This is a genomic window from Bradyrhizobium sp. LB14.3, from assembly GCF_040547985.1.
Classification (GTDB): Bacteria; Pseudomonadota; Alphaproteobacteria; order Rhizobiales; family Xanthobacteraceae; genus Bradyrhizobium.
Map to the genome: position 1 here is coordinate 64984 of NZ_JBEPQT010000022.1, position 16637 is coordinate 81620.

Consider the following 16637-nt stretch of genomic DNA (forward strand, 5'->3'; position numbering starts at 1 on the left):
AACGCAATTGGCCCCCAGGATGGGAGGAGGTCAGCGTGCGCGATGTAGGCCTTGAACGTGCCATCGATGCGGCGGGCGGCGTTGCCCAGCTTGCCCGGAAGATCGGTATTGCCCAGCCGTCGGTGTCGAATTGGAATACGGTGCCTGCGCAACGTGTGATTGCGGTCGAGGCGGCAACCGGCGTGTCTCGCAAGGTGCTTCGCCCCGATCTCTACAGCGAGCCGGCCGTAGCGGACGACGCGGTTGATCCGATCGATGCCGGGCGCGCTCAGGAGTACGCGCTGCTTGCAACATTGCTATCGTCCGCGCCGTCGGCCGCATTGTTGGAACAGATCGCGCAACTGAAGGGCGATGCGACGCCGCTTGGCCGCGTCCACGCCGCTCTTTCAGACGCCGCATCGATTGCCGTCGTATCCGAGGTCGAGCGCGAATATTTCGATCTGTTCGTCGGTCTCGGCCGTGGCGAGCTGCTGCCTTACGCATCCTATTACCTGACCGGCTTTCTCAACGAACGCCCGCTGTCGCGCTTGCGCGACGATCTGGCTGCGCTCGGCATCGAGCGGGTGGAGAGCAATTTTGAGCCCGAGGATCATGCGGCGACGCTGTGCGAGATCATGGCGGGTCTTGCGGCGGCGCGCTTGCTGGCATCGCCGGAAGCGCAGCGCGCCTTCTTCGAAAAGCACGTGTCCCGCTGGATGGGACGTTTGTTCGCCGACATGGAGAAGGCGGAAAGCGCCAAATTCTACCGGTCGGTCGGAACGCTTGCACGAGTTTGGCTTGAAATAGAAACCGAGGCTTTCACGTTGGCCAACTGACCGGCACCGCTGGTCCAGGAGAGATGCGATGAGGGACGAAAAGAAAACGACGGTCGGCCGCCGCGACTTCCTTCGCAAGGTCGGCATCGGCGCGGTCGGCGCGGGCGCGACGCTGGCAACACCCTCGGTGGCCCCGCGCAGGCCGACAGCGAAACCGACGATGAGAAACGCAAGGCGCGCTACAAGGAAACCGACCACGTGAAAGCCTATTACCGCGTCAATCGTTATCCTGGTTGAGGGAGGCCGCCGTGCTGATCAAAAGGACACTACAGCATTCCGAAACCACTTCACGCGGATCAATCGCGGCTGGCCTGTCCAGGCAAACGAATGGTCTCGACCGCCGCACCTTCCTGCGTCGATCGGGCCTTGCCGGCGGCGCGCTCGCCGCGTTGGGCACGCTGCCTCTCGGTGGCGTACGCGAGGCGAAAGCGGCAGCGGCTGGTCCCCTCACATCCGGAGCGACCGTTCGCAAGAGCATTTGCACGCATTGCGCGGTGGGATGCACCGTGACGGCGGAGGTGTTGAACGGGGTGTGGATCGGCCAGGAGCCGAGTTGGGATTCCCCCATCAATCGCGGATCGCATTGTGCGAAGGGCGCCTCCGTGCGTGAACTCGTGCACAGCGAGCGTCGGCTGCGCTATCCCATGAAGCTCGTGGGCGGACAGTGGACGCGCGTCTCCTGGGACACAGCCATCAACGAGATCGGCGATAAGATCCTCGAAGTTCGCGAGAAGTCGGGCCCCGATTCCGTTTACTGGCTCGGCTCGGCCAAAATGACCAATGAGGGCTCCTATCTGTTCCGCAAGCTCGGCGCATTCTGGGGCACCAATAACACCGACCATCAGGCGCGCATTTGCCATTCTACAACCGTCACTGGCGTGGCCAACACCTGGGGCTACGGCGCGATGACCAACAGCTTCAACGACATCCGCAACGCCAAGACTCAGATCATCATGGGCGGCAATCCCGCCGAAGCACATCCCGTATCGCTTCAGCATCTGCTCGAGGGCAAGGAGCTTCAAAAGGCCAACTTTGTCGTCATCGATCCGCGCCTGACGCGGACCGCGGCGCATGCGACCGAATATGTGCGCATGCGACCGGGCACCGATATCCCCGTGCTCTACGGCATGATGTGGCACATTCTCCAGAACGGGTGGGAGGATAAGGAGTTCATCAAACAGCGCGTCTACGGTTTCGATGATCTGCGCAAGGAAGTCGAGAAGTGGAATCCGGAAGAGGTCGAGCGCGTCAGCGGCGTTCCGGGTGAACAGCTCAAGCGCGTCGCCAAGATGCTGGCCACCGAGAAGCCGGCAACACTGATCTGGGCCATGGGCCAGACCCAGAAGACCGTTGGCACTGCCAACGTGCGGGCGAGCTGCATCGCGCTGCTGCTGACGGGCAACGTCGGTGGCCCCGGCATGGGCGCCAACATCTTCCGTGGCCATGACAATGTGCAAGGAGCGACGGACGTCGGGCTCGATGTCGTCACGCTGCCGTTCTACTATGGACTGGCCGAAGGCGCCTGGAAGCACTGGTCACGGGTTTGGGAAGTTGACTACGACTTCCTGAAGTCGCGCTTCGATTCCAAGCAGATCATGGAAACCCCCGGCATCCCGCTCACCCGCTGGTTCGAAGCGGTGACGCTACCGAAAGACCAGGTCGCGCAGAAAGACAATGTGCGGGCGATGTTCGTGCAGGGACACGCCAGCAACAGCATCACTCGCGTTCCCGAATCCCTGAATGGTCTGAAGGCCCTCGAACTGCTTGTCGTCGCCGACCCGCATCCGACTACCTGGGCATCGCTCGCGGTGGAGGCAGGACGCAGGGACGGCCTCTACCTGCTCCCGGTTGGTACGCAATTCGAATGCAAGGGTTCGCGCGTCGCCTCGAACCGCTCGCTGCAGTGGGGCGAGCAGGTCGTAAAGCCGATCTTCGAATCGAAGGATGACCTCGAGGTCATGTATCTGGTGGCGAAGAAGCTCGGCTTCGCCGACAAGATGTTCAAGAACATCAAGGTCGAGAACAATCTGCCGGAGGCCGAGGATATCCTTCGCGAGATGAATCGCGGCAGCTGGTCAACCGGCTATTGCGGACAGTCCCCCGAGCGCCTCAAGGCGCACATGAAGAACCAGGCCAAGTTCGACTTCCTGACCATGAGGGCGCCCAAGGACGATCCGGAAGTCGGCGGCGACTATTACGGCCTGCCGTGGCCATGCTGGGGCGCACCTGAATTGCGGCATCCCGGCACGCCGCTGCTCTACAATACCAATCTGAGTGTGATGGATGGCGGCGGCACGTTCCGTCCGCGCTTTGGCCTCGAGCGCGAGGAGAAGCTGCCCGATGGCGCGACGCGGAAAGTAAGCCTGCTTGCGGACGGGTCATACTCAAAAGATTCGGAAATCAAGGACGGCTATCCTGAGTTCACGCTGGCGAGCCTGAAAAAGCTCGGTTGGGACAAGGACCTCGCCGACGCCGAAATGGCCACCATCAACAAGGTCAATCCGACCAATCCCGATGCGGTATCTTGGTCGCTCGACCTGTCCGGCGGCATCCAGCGCGTCGCGATGAAGCACGGCTGCGTGCCTTACGGCAACGGCAAGGCACGCATGAATGCGTTCGGCCTGCCTGATCCCATTCCGGTACATCGCGAGCCGATCTACACGCCGCGGGTCGACCTTGTTTCGAAATATCCGACGCTGCCCGATGCCAAGCAGTTCCGGATGCCCAATATCGGCTTCTCCGTGCAGAAAGCGGCGGTGGAGAAGGGCATCGCCAAGCAATTCCCGCTGATCCTATCCTCGGGCCGCTTGGTCGAATATGAAGGCGGAGGCGAGGAGACACGCACCAATCCCTGGCTCGCCGAGCTCCAGCAGGACATGTTCATCGAGATCAGCCCGGCCGATGCCGCTGATCGCGGCATCAAGGATGGCGGCTGGGTCTGGGTGACTGGAGCCGAAAACAATTCGCGCGCCAAGATGAAGGCGCTGGTCACCGAGCGCGTCGGCAAGGGCGTCGCGTGGATGCCCTTCCACTTCGGCGGCTGGTTCGCAGGCAAGGATCTTCGCGGCAACTACCCGAAGGGCACCGATCCGATCGTGCTCGGCGAAAGCGCGAACACGATTACCACCTACGGATACGATCCGGCGACCGGCATGCAGGAGCCCAAAGTCACTCTTTGCCAAATCGCGGCGGCATAAGGAGCAACGACCATGGCACGTATGAAATTCCTTTGCGACGCCGACCGTTGCATCGAGTGCAATGCCTGCGTCACCGCCTGCAAGAACGAGCACGAGGTGCCCTGGGGCATCAACCGGCGCCGCGTCGTCACTATCAATGACGGCAAACCGGGCGAGCGTTCTGTCTCCATGGCCTGCATGCACTGCACCGACGCTCCATGCGCGGCAGTGTGCCCGGTGAACTGCATCTACACGACGGCCGACGGTGTCGTGCTTCACTCCAAGGACCTGTGCATCGGCTGCGGCTATTGCTTCTACGCCTGTCCGTTTGGGGCGCCGCAATACCCGAAGGTCGGCAATTTCGGCTCGCGCGGCAAGATGGACAAATGCACGTTCTGCGCCGGAGGGCCCGAAGCTGACGGCAGCAAGGAGGAGTATGAGAAATACGGCGCAAACCGTCTCGCCGAAGGCAAGCTGCCGCTCTGCGCCGAGATGTGCTCGACCAAGTCGCTGCTCGCCGGCGACGGCGAAATCATTGCCCAGATCTACAAGGAGCGGGTGATCAAGCGGGGCTACGGCTCCGGCGCCTGGGGCTGGAAGACCGCTTATCGCGAGCCGATCGAGTCCTGAATGACGACATCGCCAGCGATCAATATCGGGAGGAACTGATGGCGTGTTTTGCACGATTGATTCGGTTAGCGATTGGCGCGGGCACGCTCCTGTTGCTCGTCTCCTCGGCTTCTCCGTCCATTGCCCGGGACGTCAACCCGACCGCCAGCGCCGTCAAGGAGCAACAGCTTCTGCAGGAACTGAACCGGGTCCAGGGACGCGTCAGCATTCCCGACCAGCGCTCGAGCGTCCTCGAACAGCCGGCAGGCCGTGAATGGCGGGAATTCCGCGATGTAACGCTGCGCTGGATTGGCGGCATCGCCATTCTTGGCATGCTCGCGGTGTTGATCATCTTCTATCTTAGCCGCGGCATGGTACGACTGGGGAGCGGTCGTTCTGGCCGGACCATCGTGCGCTTCAACGCATTCGAACGCTTCGTGCACTGGATGACCGCGACCTGCTTCATCGTTCTCGCGATTTCCGGATTGAATATCACCTTCGGCCGTCCGTTGCTTCTGCCGTTGCTCGGCCACGAGGCATTTTCCGAATGGTCGCAGTGGGCCAAATATGCGCACAACTACCTGAGCTTTCCTTTCACGATTGGCGTCGTGCTGATCTTCCTGATGTGGGTCGCTGGCAACATCCCGAACAAGGTGGACGTCGATTGGCTCAAGCGCGGCGGTGGCATTGTGGGTCACGATCAGCCGCCGGCCTATCGTTTCAACGCCGGCCAGAAGGCGATCTATTGGATCGTGGTCATCGGCGGAGGGCTCGTGGCAGCCACCGGCTATAATCTGATGTTCCCCTTCTATTTGTCAGGTATCGAAGGGATGCAGCTCGCGCAGATCGTTCACTCCATCGTTGCGATGCTCTTCATGGCGGTGATGTTGGCCCACATCTATATCGGCACGATCGGCATGGAGGGTGCGTTCGAAGCCATGGGCAGCGGCACCGTCGATGTCAACTGGGCGAAGGAGCACCACAGTCTTTGGCTCAAAGAGGAGAATGCGCGCACCGGCGCAAACGACGCACGAGGCCAGCCCACTGCGGCGGAGTAGATGGAACCCGCGAGTCCCAGGCGTTCGTTCACGGCGCAATCGCTAAAGCCGCACGCCCGTCGTCGCAAAGGCCTGCTCGGCGGGCTCCTGCACGCGGTCAAGAACCGCCGCCGCGACCGTCGCCACGACGATGGCAGCCACGCAGGCGAGCAAGAAGGACTTCATCGCAATTCTCCCAAAGAGAATGAAATGACCCAAGACCTTACCACGAAATGGCGCCTTGCGGACAGCGTTGTCGTGCGTGTTCAAGGTAGGGGGCTCAAGGTGGGCATACTGGAAAAAATGCGCGGCCCGTGCACGAGTGGAAAGGAACGCGCCTTCCGGCATGACGTTCACCACTGGGCGACGTACCAGAAGGACGACGACTATGGCCCAAACGTCACGCCGAACGCTCCCCACGGAGCGATGATGCCAGGCGCGACTGCTGCCGCAGCCGCCCAGGAGGGCGAAGAGGAGCACCGCTTGGCTGCCTAGGTGTGGCTTGTCACCGCGAAACCGGCCGCCGGATCATTGCTTACATCTTCATGCCGGAGTGGTCACGCATCTTCATATCCATGTTGCCGGCGCCCACTGGCCTTGCGCGCCGACGCCCTGCACATCGAGCATGACGTTAGCTTTGCCCGCCTTTTCGAACTGCAGCGTCACCGGCACCTTGTCGCCCTGCTTGAGCGTCCCCTTCAGGTCGAACAGCATCAGGTGAATGCCGCCCGGCGCCAGCTTGATTGTCTTGCCGGGCTCGATCGTGACCCCTTCCTCGAGCGGCCGCATTTTCATGACGCCGTTAACGGTCGTCATCTCGTGGAGCTGCACTTTGTCGGCGATATCGGCCGATCCGCCAATCAACCGATCGGGGCTAGCGCCCTTGTTCTCGATGGTCATGTAGGCCCGCCGATCTTGGCCCCGCCCGGCGTGGCGCGTGCCCACGGCTGCGAGATGACGAGATCGCCGGCTTTGACGTCCTCGGCGCGCGCGGAAGGCGCGGTCATCAAAGACGCAAGCAAGACGGCGCAGGCGGTCGCTGCGACCGTGAGAGTCCCGATTTGCATGGTTGGCTCCTTCTATTCCATTTTATTTCACGAGATGAGCGGCGGGATGCAGCGTGCCGAGCACGCCGACCATGGCAAAGATCGAGAGCCCCAACGCAATCTCGATCATTGTATTGCCCGAGAGAGCGCGAAGCGCACCTTGCCGCGCATCGTCGGAAGGCGAGGCGAGCTGCGGCGTCAGGGCAAACCTGTTCAATGCGGCGAACACCAGCATCGCCGCAAAGGCGGCGAGCTTGAGCATCAGGAGTTGCCCATAACCAGTCACAACCAGTCCGCGGAACGAACCGACCAGTATCCAGGCGTTGAGGACCCCCGACAGGATCAGTGTCGCGACGCTGGCGATGCCAAGCGTTGAAAACCGCTGAAGAGCGTCGACTTCCAGCGAAGCCCAACCCTTATGGCGCCTGGTAGCACCGAGCAGGAGCGCAAGCGGCACCAGGCCGCCGACCCAGGCCGACGCGGCGGTCAGATGTAGGACATCGCTGCCGAGGTGCAGGTATCCCAATGCATGCGCCGTTGACGCGGCATGTCCAGTCCAGGCCATCGATGCCATCAAGCAGAAAGCCATCCCCAACCCGAGCCAGCGCCACAACACTGAGCGGTCAAAGACCAGACAAATCGCCAGCAGGATCGCGAGCGCGAAACGAATCTGCGACACCCATCCGAACTGAGTCAAACTGAGGACGTCGCGCAGCGCCCCCGACATCACGGCCTCGCCGAGATTCTCGCCGCTCAATGACATCGTCAGCAACAGCACCCAGGCCAGTCCGCTGACCACCACGATCGGGAGATTGATCCACGCGATGTCGCGGACCTGCCTGTCGACCAGCGCGCACGCCGGCGGCGCCACGCGCAAAGCCGGTTCCGCGATGAAGCCACGGAAGATCAGGGCGCCAACTACCATCGCCGAGGCGGCGAAGTGGACTGTGCGCGTGACGACTATCGGGCCGTCGATCTCGGCCCCGAACCAGATCATCGGTCCATCCCGCAAGCCCTACTGTCCGACCTGGAAGGTAAAGTTGCCGTTGGTGGTGTGCGTGTCCACTGACAGCACGCGCCAGTTCACGTGATAGGTGCCCGTCCCTCCCGGACGCAGCGAGACCGACATCTGTTCGCCGCTGACGCGGGCCTTTCCGCTATCGACCCGCTGGCCGGCGGCATTGGTCACGGTGACGGTGCTGAATGCCGGCTCGAGCTTTTGCGTGAACCACAGCGTCACCTCGCGCGGGGGGCTCGCGACCTTGTTGCCGACGCGCGGTTCGGCATGGTCGAGAAACGCGTGCGCGGAAGCGTCGCCGGCCGCGAACACAAACAGCAGCGGGATTATTCCGATCAGAGATGAGTGTCGCATGTCAGTACCGAGCCCTGGAACTATCTGCATGAGCCCAGTGCATCGTGGCGCGTCGGACATTCAGAAGGCCCGCTTCAGCCAGCACAAACGCTCCACTGCAGATCGAGGCGATCCGTCTCGACGCCTTGGCGGCCTCCTGCACGAACGCGATCATGGTCGCATCGGAGGAAGGCATGTCCATCTCGGTGATCGAACCCACGATCACTGTGTCGAAGGCGGGATCTCCGAACGCTTCGGTTTCCATCATCATGCCTGATGAAGACCGCACCGGACCGCCATGTTCTGACAGCAAATGGATGTCGTAGCGCTGGCCGGCCGGGGGCAGGTTCACGATCTCGAACGCCGTCAGCGCCGCAAGGCTCATTAGCTGAAACCGTTGCGGCACGATGAAACCGAGCCGATGCATTTTCGCTCCTGTGGCACGAATGGTGGCAAGAACGACCTACGTCAGCCCCGCCGTAATCGCTAGAGTCCAGGCAACAAATCTCGCACTGGCTCCTCGCCGCTAAGCGACCCCCATCAGCGCTTCCGTGAGGAAGAAAGGATGATGCATGTCTTCCGATCACGCCGCCTTCGTCGAGCATCGCATTTCCAGGGGCGAAGGAAAAGTCTACGCGCGAGATTATGCGGGTTCTGGCCCGGCCTTTGTGCTGATGCACGGCTTCCCGGACAACCTACATATCTGGGATGATCTGATCCCGTTCCTGCTTGCCAGCGGCCGGCGCGTGGCGACGTTCGATTTCCTGGGCTTCGGCGCCTCGGACAAGCCTGCCGGCACTGCCTACAGTTTCAGGCAGCAACTCGACGATCTCAGGGCGGTCGTCGACCGCTTAGGCTTGGAGAAAATCGTCCCGGTCGCTCATGATTCCTCCGGGATGGCGACGCTCAACTACGCGCTCGCTCATCCAGACGGTGTCGCTTCCGTGATCATGCTCAACTCGGCCTATAGCGAGGACTCCACGTTTCTTTGGCCCGAGATGATCACGCTCTTTGCGACTCGGAGCATGCAGGCCCTTGCAATCGCGATCGCCCAGAGCCCCGAACAGTTTGGCTGGCTGCTGAAATGGCAGCAGAAGAAATTCCTGGACCCCTTGCCTGAGGCGCAAAGACCCCATTTCAGCGCGTTCATCGGTCCGCTGATCAGCGACAACTTCATCGCCCAACCCGGCGCCGGTCCTGCCTTCGTGCAATTGGCGGCGGAATTCTTCGATGAACACGCCCGAAATGCCAAGCATCTGACCGCGCTCAAGGCGCTCGATATTCCGGTCAAGCTGATATGGGGACAATACGACCCCTACTTCCCCGTCGCCATGGCCGAGCGGCGTCAATCTCAGCTCAAAAATGCGTCCCTCACCTTCATACCGGCGGGCCATTGGCTGCAGGCCGATGAGCCCGCGCAAGTAGCGAAGGCGATGCTGTCATGAGCCCGCGCGCGCTCGAAAAGCTCACCGTTCGCGTACGCCGCTTGACCAAGCTCGCTCGCGCCGTTGGCCTCGTCACGGTACTGGCGGTGATCAGCCCGACCGCTTCGTTCGCTCAGTCAGCGCCACCATCATCGAGCCTCGACGTCCCGACGACCAAACTGCTCGCGATCGGCACCTTCACAGCCAAAGGGTCGCCGGAGCAGTGGAAGCCGCTCCTGCCTGCCGAAGTGCGCGACACGGTACGGCTCTATCTCGCTGGGAAAATCGACCAGTGGTACCTCAAGCAGGACCAGAGCGGCGTCGTCTTCATGATGAACGTCACCGATCCGAAGGAGGCTCTGGAGCTGCTGGGCAAGTTTCCTTTCGGCCAGGCCGGGCTGATGGAGTTCCAGATCATCTCACTCGGCCCGATCGCCCCGCTCCGCGTGCTTCTGACCGATCCCGCTAAGTAATTCGCAGGCGGTCCTTACCAATAGATCGAAAGGAACATCGAATGTATGACGCTAAAAATCCGCGCGTCCACGCTGAAATATTGCCCGCGCTTGCCGCCGTTGTTGGTCCAACGACCAAGATCCTGGCAATCGGCTCCGTCACGGCGAAAGGCACGCCCGAGGCGATCGCGCCGGTCCTGCCCCATGAGGTTCGCGCGACGGTTCGCAATCATCTCGCCGGCAAGATCGAGCAATGGTTCTTCCAGACCGAGGGCTACGGCGTGGTGTTCATCGTGAACGCCACCAGCACCGTAGAGGCGCACGAACTTCTGGAGAAACTTCCTCTCGGCGTGGCCGGCATGATGGAATTCGAGTTGATCGCTCTCGGGCCGCTTGCGCCGCTCGCCATGCTCATCGGTGCGCCGCCCCGCTCGTGATGATCTGATCCGCGGGGGGCTCGTTGGGAGCTTGGTGGCGCTCGAGGCTCTATCGAGCCCGCTTCGATCACCTTCGTGCGTGCCTGACAGCCTCACGCATTGCGTGCTGTCGATCGATGCTGCGCCGTCGCTCGAGCTCCCCACACCAGTACCGCGCGAGGAAACAGAAAATGCCTGACGTCAAGAATACACGCGTCCATGCCGAGATATTGCCCGCGCTCGCCGCCGTCATCGGTTCGACAACCAAGATACTGGCGATCGGTTCGATCACGGCGAAGGGCACGCCGGAGGCGATTGCCTTGGTTCGCCCCCATGAGATGCGCGCGACGGTTCGTTATTATCTCGCCGGCAAGATCGAGCAGTGGTTCTCCCGGACGGAGGACCGCGGCGTCGTGTTCGTCGTGAACGCCACCAGCACGGCAGAGGCGCACGAACTCCTGGAGAAGCTTCCACTGGGTGTGGCCGGAATGATGGAATTCGAGCTGATCGCTCTCGGGCCGCTTGCGCCGCTCGCCATGCTCATCGCCGAACCTCCGCGTTCGCAGTGCGATCCGCGCGCCTCGTTGTGAGCTTGGTGGCGCTTCAGGCTCCATCGCCAACGGATCGACTTCGAGCGGGGCATGGTGAAGCCATGTCGGAGCGGACCAAGGATTACACCAACAACTCGCCAAAAAGGACCCGCCACGATGCCTGTTGTCAAAGCCGCGGCCGTGCAGATCAGTCCCGTTCTCTACAGCCGGGAAGGCACTGTTGGCAAAGTGGTCAAGAAAGTCATCGAGCTTGGGCGCCAGGGCGTCCAGTTCGCGACCTTTCCGGAAACCGTCATTCCTTACTACCCGTATTTTTCCTTCGTCGAAGCGCCGTACCTAATGGGCGCGGAGCACTACAAGTTACTCGATCAAGCGGTGACCGTGCCGTCTGACGCGACCAGGGCCATCGGCGACGCCGCCAAACAAGCTGGCATGGTCGTCTCCATCGGCGTCAACGAGCGCGATGGCGGCACGATCTATAACGCGCAACTTCTGTTTGATGCTGACGGCACGCTCATCCAGCACCGTCGCAAGATTTCCCCAACCTATCATGAACGCATGGTCTGGGGTCAGGGCGATGGCTCCGGGCTGCGCTGTGTCGACAGCGCCGTGGGGCGCATCGGTCAACTGGCGTGCTGGGAGCACTACAACCCGCTCGCCCGTTACGCCTTGATGGCCGACGGCGAACAGATTCACTCGGCTATGTATCCCGGCTCGTTCGCCGGAGACGGCTTCTCCGAGCAGATCTCGGTCAATATCCGCCAGCACGCGCTGGAGGCCGGATGTTTCGTGGTCTGTGCGACAGCCTGGCTGGATGCCGAGCAACAAGCTCGGATCATGAAGGATACCGGCAGCAGGATCGAGCCAATCTCCAGCGGCTGCTTTACCGCAATCGTATCTCCAGAAGGCGAGCTAATGGGCGCGCCGCTGAGATCCGGCGAAGGCGAGGTCATCGCCGATCTCGATTTCTGGGCCATCGACAAACGCAAGCGTTTGATGGACTCACGCGGTCACTACAGTCGCCCGGAACTGCTCAGCCTCCTGATCGACCGCACGCCAAAGTCCCATGTGCTTGAGCGCAACGCGCATCCAGCGCTGAAATCCCTCGATCCGGCCGATCGGCTGGAAGAAGTCGGCTCGCGTCCAGTGATGGCAGCAATTTCATGACCTCACGCCGGCATCTGCTTCTCACTGGCGGCGGCCTCGTCGTCGCGCTTGGCCTCCCAAAAGCAGCGCTTGCAGACGCGATGAAGGTCGCCGGATCGCCAGCCCACCAACCCGCTAAAAAAGGATCAAGGCTCATGACGGCTGCAACAATGAAAGACGGCGCGAAGATCTACTTCAAGGACTTGGGTACCGGTCCGGTCGTGACCTTCTCCCATGGCTTGCCGCTCACCGCCGACGCTTGGGACGCCCAGATGCTGTTCCTGGCGAACCACGGCTACCGCGTTATTGCCCATGATCGACGCAGCCATGGCCGGTCTGATCAGACGTGGACCGGCAACGACATGGATACCTATGCCGACGATCTCGCCACTCTGCTTGAGGCGCTCGACGTCAAGGGCGCGACGATGATCGGCCATTCGACCGGTGGAGGCGAGGTCGCGCGCTGTGTCGGCCGCCATGCGCCATGGTACATCGCGTGTGTCGAAAGCAGTCCTGATTTCGGCGGTGCCTCCGCATATGGCGCAGACGCCCACCAACCCCAACAGTGCGCCGATGAGCGTCTTCGACGGCCTGCGCTCGAACCTGGTTGCCGATCGGGCAGGGTTCTTCAAAGAACTGGCGATGCCGTTCTTTGGCTACAACCGCCCTAACGCGAGGGTTTCGCAGGGCCAGATCGACTCGTTCTGGCTTCAGGGCATGATGGGGAGCCTGCAAGGCGAGTACGATTGCATCAAGGCCTTCTCCGAGACCGATTTCACTGATGATCTCAAGAAGATGGCGATCCCAACCCTGCTGCTGCAGGGCAACGACGATCAGATCGTCCCTATCGACATCGCCTCCCGACGTTCGGTGAAGATCCTGCCAAACGGGAGCCTGAAGGAATATGCCGGCGCTCCACATGGCATGTGCGTCACCCATGCCGATCAAGTGAACGCAGACCTGCTGGCCTTCCTCAAAGGATGACGGGGACGAAGTCCTCCTGCCGATCGGCCGGCGGCAAAGCGGATACGTCGCGCGGCAAAGCATATTCATTCTGAGTGAGGCGAAAGATGAGCAAAGCACAACATGAACTTCCGATTCTGGTGACCGGGGCGGCTGGACGGATCGGCTCGGTGGGCCGCTCCGTAACGGAGCTGCTTCTCGCCCGTAGGTTCCGGGTACGAGCGCAGGTTCGTGTGGACGACGAGCGGGCCACAAGGTTGCGCGCGCTCGGTGCAGAAGTCGTGGTTGGCGATCTGCTTGATCTTACGGCGGTACATCGGGCGATCGAAGGGTGCGAACGTCTCTGCTTCGCAATGTCGGTCGCGCCGACCTATCTCGAAGTGGCTGTCAACGTCGCCGTCGTCGCGAAGCACCACGGCGTAAAGGCGTTCGTCAATCTCTCCCAGATGACCGTCAACGAGATGGACATTTTCAATACGACCCCCAGCCCACAGCAAAAGCAGCATTGGTTGGCGGAGCAGATATTATCCTGGTCCGGGCTGCCAGTGGTGGAAGTACGACCAACGGCCTTCATGGAAGGGCTACTGCTTCAAACCGCGAAAAACGTCTCCATGCAGGACAAAATCATGGCGCCCTTTGGAAGGGGCAAGAACTCAGCCATCGCTGCAGCCGATGTCGCTCGGGTGATCGCCGAGATCTTGAGTGGGCCCGCCGAGCATATCGGCCAGACCTACCATCTGACCGGCCCGGTTTCGCAGGACATGGACGCGGTTGCTCGCGAGTTCTCGGCCGCGCTTGGTCGCACGATCTCGTACGTCAACGTTCCACTTGAGGTCATGAAGGGGCAACTCGCCGCCTTCGGAATGCCGCCGCATGTCGTTACGCACGTGGCGACCATGGCGGAGCTACATCAGGACAACCGGTACGATCGGTTCAGCAATGATGTCGAAAGGCTGACCGGCATAGGTCCGATGAGCGTTCGGAAATTCGTGCAGAAGAACGCGCGTGCGTTCGCACCGGTCGCGCCTTCGAGTGCGGCCGAATAAACGGCATCGCAGACAAGGGTACGGCTTCGCAAAGGAGCGTGGTTGTGAGGGCGCGCATCCACCGATACCGACATTCACTTCAAGTCACGATCTACCAAGATGGTCCCTCGGGCGAGCTCCTCGCGTCCCGAAACGCAGTGTATCTGCAATCGACAATGACTTTTCAGAGATTGCTTACTCGTTCGAATGAAACAGAATCGGAATTTCGGTTCGGACGCGCATATCGCGCTGTAAGATAAAGGACAAATGGCGCACCCGACACGATTCGAACGTGTGATCTTTGCCTTCGGAGAGCAACGCTCATTCTTCGAGCCCAATATGGGCCGAGGCTTTCGCAAGCCTGCGGTTCTGATAGCGCAAACGCTAACTTCGGGATCGCCGCCCGCAGGTTTCCTTGCTCTATCGCCGCAAAAACTACGATGGCGCTTGTTCTATCCTAGGCGTGGCCAGAGCGGCACGTTACTTTGCACGGGATTGGTAAGGAGGGGCGGAACTAGCGCGGTACTGCATGAACTCATTCGGTACTGCAATGCTGTACCGGAGAGGTGCGGCGTCATCGAGGGACGAACAGGCGATCGACTTAAGAACTTGAAATGAAAGGAAAATGCCCCAATAGTCAGCTTTGAACTTCAGTCGGCCCAAAAATCAGCTATTCCGGGATCAGATGATAAAGCGAAATAACATCAATATGTTATCGCATCGATTTTGCATTGCACCCATGATGGATTGGACAGGGACATCTCAAAAAGCGAACCGCTATCAGTAGTTAAGTAAAGTCGCCTTCACACGTGCAGTACCAAATGCAGTACCGACCAACCAAAAGCCCGTGCAAGCGAGCGATCTCGTATTCTTGTGTCGGTTCGGCTGTCAATCGGCTTTGGACTGGGACCCCCGATCGGGGCTCCAAAGGGGACCCCTTTGGTCGGCGAGTCATGATGGTAGCGCTCGCGGCGTCGGAGCTGGCCGGGGTTGCGGAGACGGCGCGAGCGCGGGTTGTTTGATCGTCGTCGCGGCTTTTAAAGCGCCAGCTGTCGTTACCGGTTCGACGATGTCGCAGTGATGAGTCAGACGGTCGAGCAGCGCGGTCGTCATCTTGGCATTGCCGGGCTCCCCGCCGCGCAGGCTGGAATTGATCGGTAAGAAAGTCGAGTTGACCATCGACCGTAGCGGACAAACGCGCATCGTCAAGTTGACTATCTCCGATGTCTCCCAACTGAGCCAGCGATGAAGCTGAGGCCGGATCTGGGATCTTGCTCTCGCACTTCGCCTTTGCGTCCGCGGAGCTAGTCTGGTGTGCTATTCGGCCGCCTCGCGCAATGGAGGCACCTCCGCATGAGGCTTGATCTGGCGCGGTTGTCCCATCAACACCGGCTGAAACAGCACGGCGGCGGCCATGGTGCAGGTGAGGGCCAGCGCCATCTTCTTTCCCATGCTCGACATTCCCGGATAGTTGGAGGCCCACATGCTGCCGAAAGCGGCTGCATTGGTCATGGCGCTGAACACGACAGCGCGGGTCAGCGTCGATCGCAGCAGCCCGGTTTTGCCGGCGCGCCAGGGCATGATGTAGTAGATCTTGAAGGCGACTCCGACCCCGAGCAGCAGCGGCAGCGCAACGATATTGGCGAAGTTGAGCTGCGGACCGAGCAGCACCGAGAGCTCCAGCGTGAGTGCGCCAGCGACGAGCAGTGGGATCAGCGTGAGCAGGACGTCGGTGATGCGCCGCAAAGCGATCGCGAGAAGAATGGCGATCGCAACCAGTGCCAGGATTCCGGCTTCCACAAAGGCCCGGATTACAGTCCTGGCAGACTCGTAGTAGCTGACGGCCGCTCCCGCCGCGGATGGCTCGGCGGCCAGCACGGCGGCAGCGAAGTTCCGTAGCACCTCGACATCGTTGGCATCGCCTTTGGCGAGCGCGCGCACGCCCATCCGGCAGTTGCCAGTCGCGAACGAGATCGCTGGGCAGACTTCCGATGGCGATCGGTTGGACCGAGAGGCTTTTGCGCAGGCGGTCCGGATCGTAGTTCAGGGATGGTGTGACAGCTGCATCTGCTTGACGACGAACTTCAGTTGACGCAGTTGCACGAGTTGCGAGGCAACGACACGTGCGTCGTCCGCGACCTTGCCATTCGCGCCGGCTGCTGCGTTCGCGACCGCTTGTGCCGTGAGCGTACTGACTGGTCTGACGACTGACGTGGCTTTGAAGCGGACCGTCCCTTAAAAAGCGTTGTTGTTGCTTCCCTAATACAAACAGAATTCAATGCACTTGCTTATGGCAGGCGGCGCCGACGCTTAGTACGAGACCGTTCTCGCGCTCCTGAGTAGCCGCTTTAGCGTTCGCTGCACCTTTCCTCCCGCAAAAAGGGAATGGGTTGCCGCCCGGCGATGGCCCATTTCTGCCGTAGAGGATCCACCGTGGAATTGGCTGGTCTTTCTTTGCTGTAGCTAGCTCAAATTGACCCATGATGGATTGGAGCGAGAGTTTAATTCTTTCAGTAGGTTAAAAGGCGGCGTGTGCACCGGGAGATCGAGCAAAATCCCATCACAGCTAACGTGAACAGGCGTTGAACTGTAGTTCGTGCCTTGCACAATCAACACCCCAAAGCTA

At 60.9% G+C, this 16637-nt stretch carries 17 protein-coding genes, 1 tRNA gene and 4 pseudogenes; 14 read left to right on the forward strand and 8 right to left on the reverse strand.

From position 1 onward, the window contains the following. The first annotated feature begins 35 nt into the window (after positions 1-35). From ABIB00_RS29685 to ABIB00_RS29705, 5 genes and pseudogenes are all read left to right on the forward strand, one after another. Positions 36-815 (forward strand): Cro/CI family transcriptional regulator, encoded by a 780-nt coding sequence (locus tag ABIB00_RS29685; protein WP_354106801.1) that lies wholly within the window; start codon positions 36-38, stop codon positions 813-815. Positions 816-843: 28 nt separating this feature from the next. Continuing rightward, positions 844-1052, forward strand: a pseudogene (locus ABIB00_RS29690) (twin-arginine translocation signal domain-containing protein). A gap of 11 nt (positions 1053-1063) precedes the next feature. Further along, positions 1064-4012 carry a formate dehydrogenase subunit alpha gene (locus ABIB00_RS29695; RefSeq protein WP_354106802.1) on the forward strand — a complete coding sequence of 983 codons (2949 nt, stop codon included), beginning with the start codon at positions 1064-1066 and terminating at the stop codon, positions 4010-4012. Positions 4013-4024: 12 nt separating this feature from the next. Next, the gene (fdh3B, locus tag ABIB00_RS29700) at positions 4025-4621 is read left to right on the forward strand and encodes a formate dehydrogenase FDH3 subunit beta (protein ID WP_354106803.1); all 597 of its coding nucleotides are present in this window, start codon (positions 4025-4027) and stop codon (positions 4619-4621) included. Positions 4622-4659: 38 nt separating this feature from the next. After that, positions 4660-5658 carry a formate dehydrogenase subunit gamma gene (locus ABIB00_RS29705; protein ID WP_354106804.1) on the forward strand — a complete coding sequence of 333 codons (999 nt, stop codon included), beginning with the start codon at positions 4660-4662 and terminating at the stop codon, positions 5656-5658. 42 nt (positions 5659-5700) lie between these two features. On the opposite strand, the gene ABIB00_RS29710 is transcribed toward ABIB00_RS29705, so the two are convergent. Continuing rightward, entirely contained in the window at positions 5701-5823 is a 123-nt protein-coding gene (locus tag ABIB00_RS29710; RefSeq protein ID WP_354106805.1) for a hypothetical protein, read from the reverse strand. Positions 5824-5847: 24 nt separating this feature from the next. Here ABIB00_RS29710 and ABIB00_RS29715 point away from each other — a divergent pair, with 24 nt between their 5' ends. Next, positions 5848-6132 (forward strand): hypothetical protein, encoded by a 285-nt coding sequence (locus ABIB00_RS29715; protein ID WP_354106806.1) that lies wholly within the window; start codon positions 5848-5850, stop codon positions 6130-6132. A 40-nt stretch (positions 6133-6172) separates the two neighbouring features. Here ABIB00_RS29715 and ABIB00_RS29720 read toward each other — a convergent pair. From ABIB00_RS29720 to ABIB00_RS29735, 4 genes and pseudogenes are all read right to left on the reverse strand, one after another. Further along, positions 6173-6704: pseudogene (locus ABIB00_RS29720) on the reverse strand (copper chaperone PCu(A)C). Positions 6705-6726: 22 nt separating this feature from the next. Then, positions 6727-7680 (reverse strand): copper homeostasis membrane protein CopD, encoded by a 954-nt coding sequence (gene copD / locus ABIB00_RS29725; protein WP_354106807.1) that lies wholly within the window; start codon positions 7678-7680, stop codon positions 6727-6729. Between the two features lie 18 nt (positions 7681-7698). After that, positions 7699-8055 (reverse strand): copper resistance CopC family protein, encoded by a 357-nt coding sequence (locus ABIB00_RS29730; protein ID WP_354106808.1) that lies wholly within the window; start codon positions 8053-8055, stop codon positions 7699-7701. A gap of 1 nt (position 8056) precedes the next feature. After that, on the reverse strand, positions 8057-8461 hold the full coding sequence (locus ABIB00_RS29735) for a DJ-1/PfpI family protein (RefSeq protein WP_354106809.1): 405 nt from the start codon (positions 8459-8461) through the stop codon (positions 8057-8059). A 145-nt stretch (positions 8462-8606) separates the two neighbouring features. Between ABIB00_RS29735 and ABIB00_RS29740 the strand changes: the two genes are divergently transcribed. The 8 genes and pseudogenes from ABIB00_RS29740 to ABIB00_RS29770 all read left to right on the forward strand — a co-directional run bounded on the left by ABIB00_RS29740 (position 8607) and on the right by ABIB00_RS29770 (position 14032). Continuing rightward, complete coding sequence (locus tag ABIB00_RS29740) at positions 8607-9479, forward strand: alpha/beta fold hydrolase (protein ID WP_354106810.1); 873 nt, start codon at positions 8607-8609, stop codon at positions 9477-9479. After that, the gene (locus ABIB00_RS29745; protein ID WP_354106811.1) at positions 9476-9931 is read left to right on the forward strand and encodes a hypothetical protein; all 456 of its coding nucleotides are present in this window, start codon (positions 9476-9478) and stop codon (positions 9929-9931) included. Before ABIB00_RS29740 ends, ABIB00_RS29745 begins: the two co-directional genes overlap by 4 nt. Positions 9932-9972: 41 nt before the next feature. Next, entirely contained in the window at positions 9973-10347 is a 375-nt protein-coding gene (locus tag ABIB00_RS29750; RefSeq protein WP_354106812.1) for a hypothetical protein, read from the forward strand. A gap of 170 nt (positions 10348-10517) precedes the next feature. Next, entirely contained in the window at positions 10518-10916 is a 399-nt protein-coding gene (locus ABIB00_RS29755; RefSeq protein ID WP_354106813.1) for a hypothetical protein, read from the forward strand. Between the two features lie 117 nt (positions 10917-11033). Next, positions 11034-12044, forward strand: coding sequence for a nitrilase-related carbon-nitrogen hydrolase (locus ABIB00_RS29760; RefSeq protein WP_354106814.1), 1011 nt, complete (start codon positions 11034-11036; stop codon positions 12042-12044). Positions 12045-12295: 251 nt separating this feature from the next. Beyond that, positions 12296-12514: pseudogene (locus tag ABIB00_RS39155) on the forward strand (alpha/beta fold hydrolase); the annotation flags it as partial. Then, positions 12501-13007, forward strand: coding sequence for an alpha/beta hydrolase (locus ABIB00_RS39160; protein WP_502917897.1), 507 nt, complete (start codon positions 12501-12503; stop codon positions 13005-13007). The pseudogene ABIB00_RS39155 and the gene ABIB00_RS39160, both read left to right, overlap by 14 nt. An 86-nt stretch (positions 13008-13093) precedes the next feature. Then, positions 13094-14032, forward strand: coding sequence for an NmrA family NAD(P)-binding protein (locus ABIB00_RS29770; protein ID WP_354106815.1), 939 nt, complete (start codon positions 13094-13096; stop codon positions 14030-14032). Positions 14033-14279: 247 nt separating this feature from the next. Here ABIB00_RS29770 and ABIB00_RS29775 read toward each other — a convergent pair. From ABIB00_RS29775 to ABIB00_RS29785, 3 genes and pseudogenes are all read right to left on the reverse strand, one after another. Then, a tRNA-Arg gene (locus ABIB00_RS29775) sits at positions 14280-14376 on the reverse strand. Between the two features lie 665 nt (positions 14377-15041). Beyond that, positions 15042-15136 (reverse strand): annotated as a pseudogene (locus ABIB00_RS29780) (ATP-binding protein); the annotation flags it as partial. A 192-nt stretch (positions 15137-15328) separates the two neighbouring features. Further along, entirely contained in the window at positions 15329-15958 is a 630-nt protein-coding gene (locus ABIB00_RS29785; protein WP_502917898.1) for a hypothetical protein, read from the reverse strand. Between the last annotated feature and the right edge of the window lie 679 nt (positions 15959-16637).

Coding starts and splice junctions, on each gene's coding strand:
- ABIB00_RS29755 (WP_354106813.1), top strand. CDS start 10,518: ATGCCTGACGTCAAGAATACACGCGTCCATGCCGAGATATTGCCCGCG.
- ABIB00_RS29735 (WP_354106809.1), bottom strand. CDS start 8,461: ATGCATCGGCTCGGTTTCATCGTGCCGCAACGGTTTCAGCTAATGAGC.
- ABIB00_RS29710 (WP_354106805.1), bottom strand. CDS start 5,823: ATGAAGTCCTTCTTGCTCGCCTGCGTGGCTGCCATCGTCGTGGCGACG.
- ABIB00_RS29785 (WP_502917898.1), bottom strand. CDS start 15,958: ATGGGCGTGCGCGCGCTCGCCAAAGGCGATGCCAACGATGTCGAGGTG.
- ABIB00_RS39160 (WP_502917897.1), top strand. CDS start 12,501: ATGCGCCATGGTACATCGCGTGTGTCGAAAGCAGTCCTGATTTCGGCG.
- ABIB00_RS29705 (WP_354106804.1), top strand. CDS start 4,660: ATGGCGTGTTTTGCACGATTGATTCGGTTAGCGATTGGCGCGGGCACG.
- ABIB00_RS29770 (WP_354106815.1), top strand. CDS start 13,094: ATGAGCAAAGCACAACATGAACTTCCGATTCTGGTGACCGGGGCGGCT.
- ABIB00_RS29750 (WP_354106812.1), top strand. CDS start 9,973: ATGTATGACGCTAAAAATCCGCGCGTCCACGCTGAAATATTGCCCGCG.
- ABIB00_RS29740 (WP_354106810.1), top strand. CDS start 8,607: ATGTCTTCCGATCACGCCGCCTTCGTCGAGCATCGCATTTCCAGGGGC.
- ABIB00_RS29715 (WP_354106806.1), top strand. CDS start 5,848: ATGACCCAAGACCTTACCACGAAATGGCGCCTTGCGGACAGCGTTGTC.
- fdh3B (WP_354106803.1), top strand. CDS start 4,025: ATGGCACGTATGAAATTCCTTTGCGACGCCGACCGTTGCATCGAGTGC.
- ABIB00_RS29730 (WP_354106808.1), bottom strand. CDS start 8,055: ATGCGACACTCATCTCTGATCGGAATAATCCCGCTGCTGTTTGTGTTC.
- ABIB00_RS29745 (WP_354106811.1), top strand. CDS start 9,476: ATGAGCCCGCGCGCGCTCGAAAAGCTCACCGTTCGCGTACGCCGCTTG.
- copD (WP_354106807.1), bottom strand. CDS start 7,680: ATGATCTGGTTCGGGGCCGAGATCGACGGCCCGATAGTCGTCACGCGC.
- ABIB00_RS29760 (WP_354106814.1), top strand. CDS start 11,034: ATGCCTGTTGTCAAAGCCGCGGCCGTGCAGATCAGTCCCGTTCTCTAC.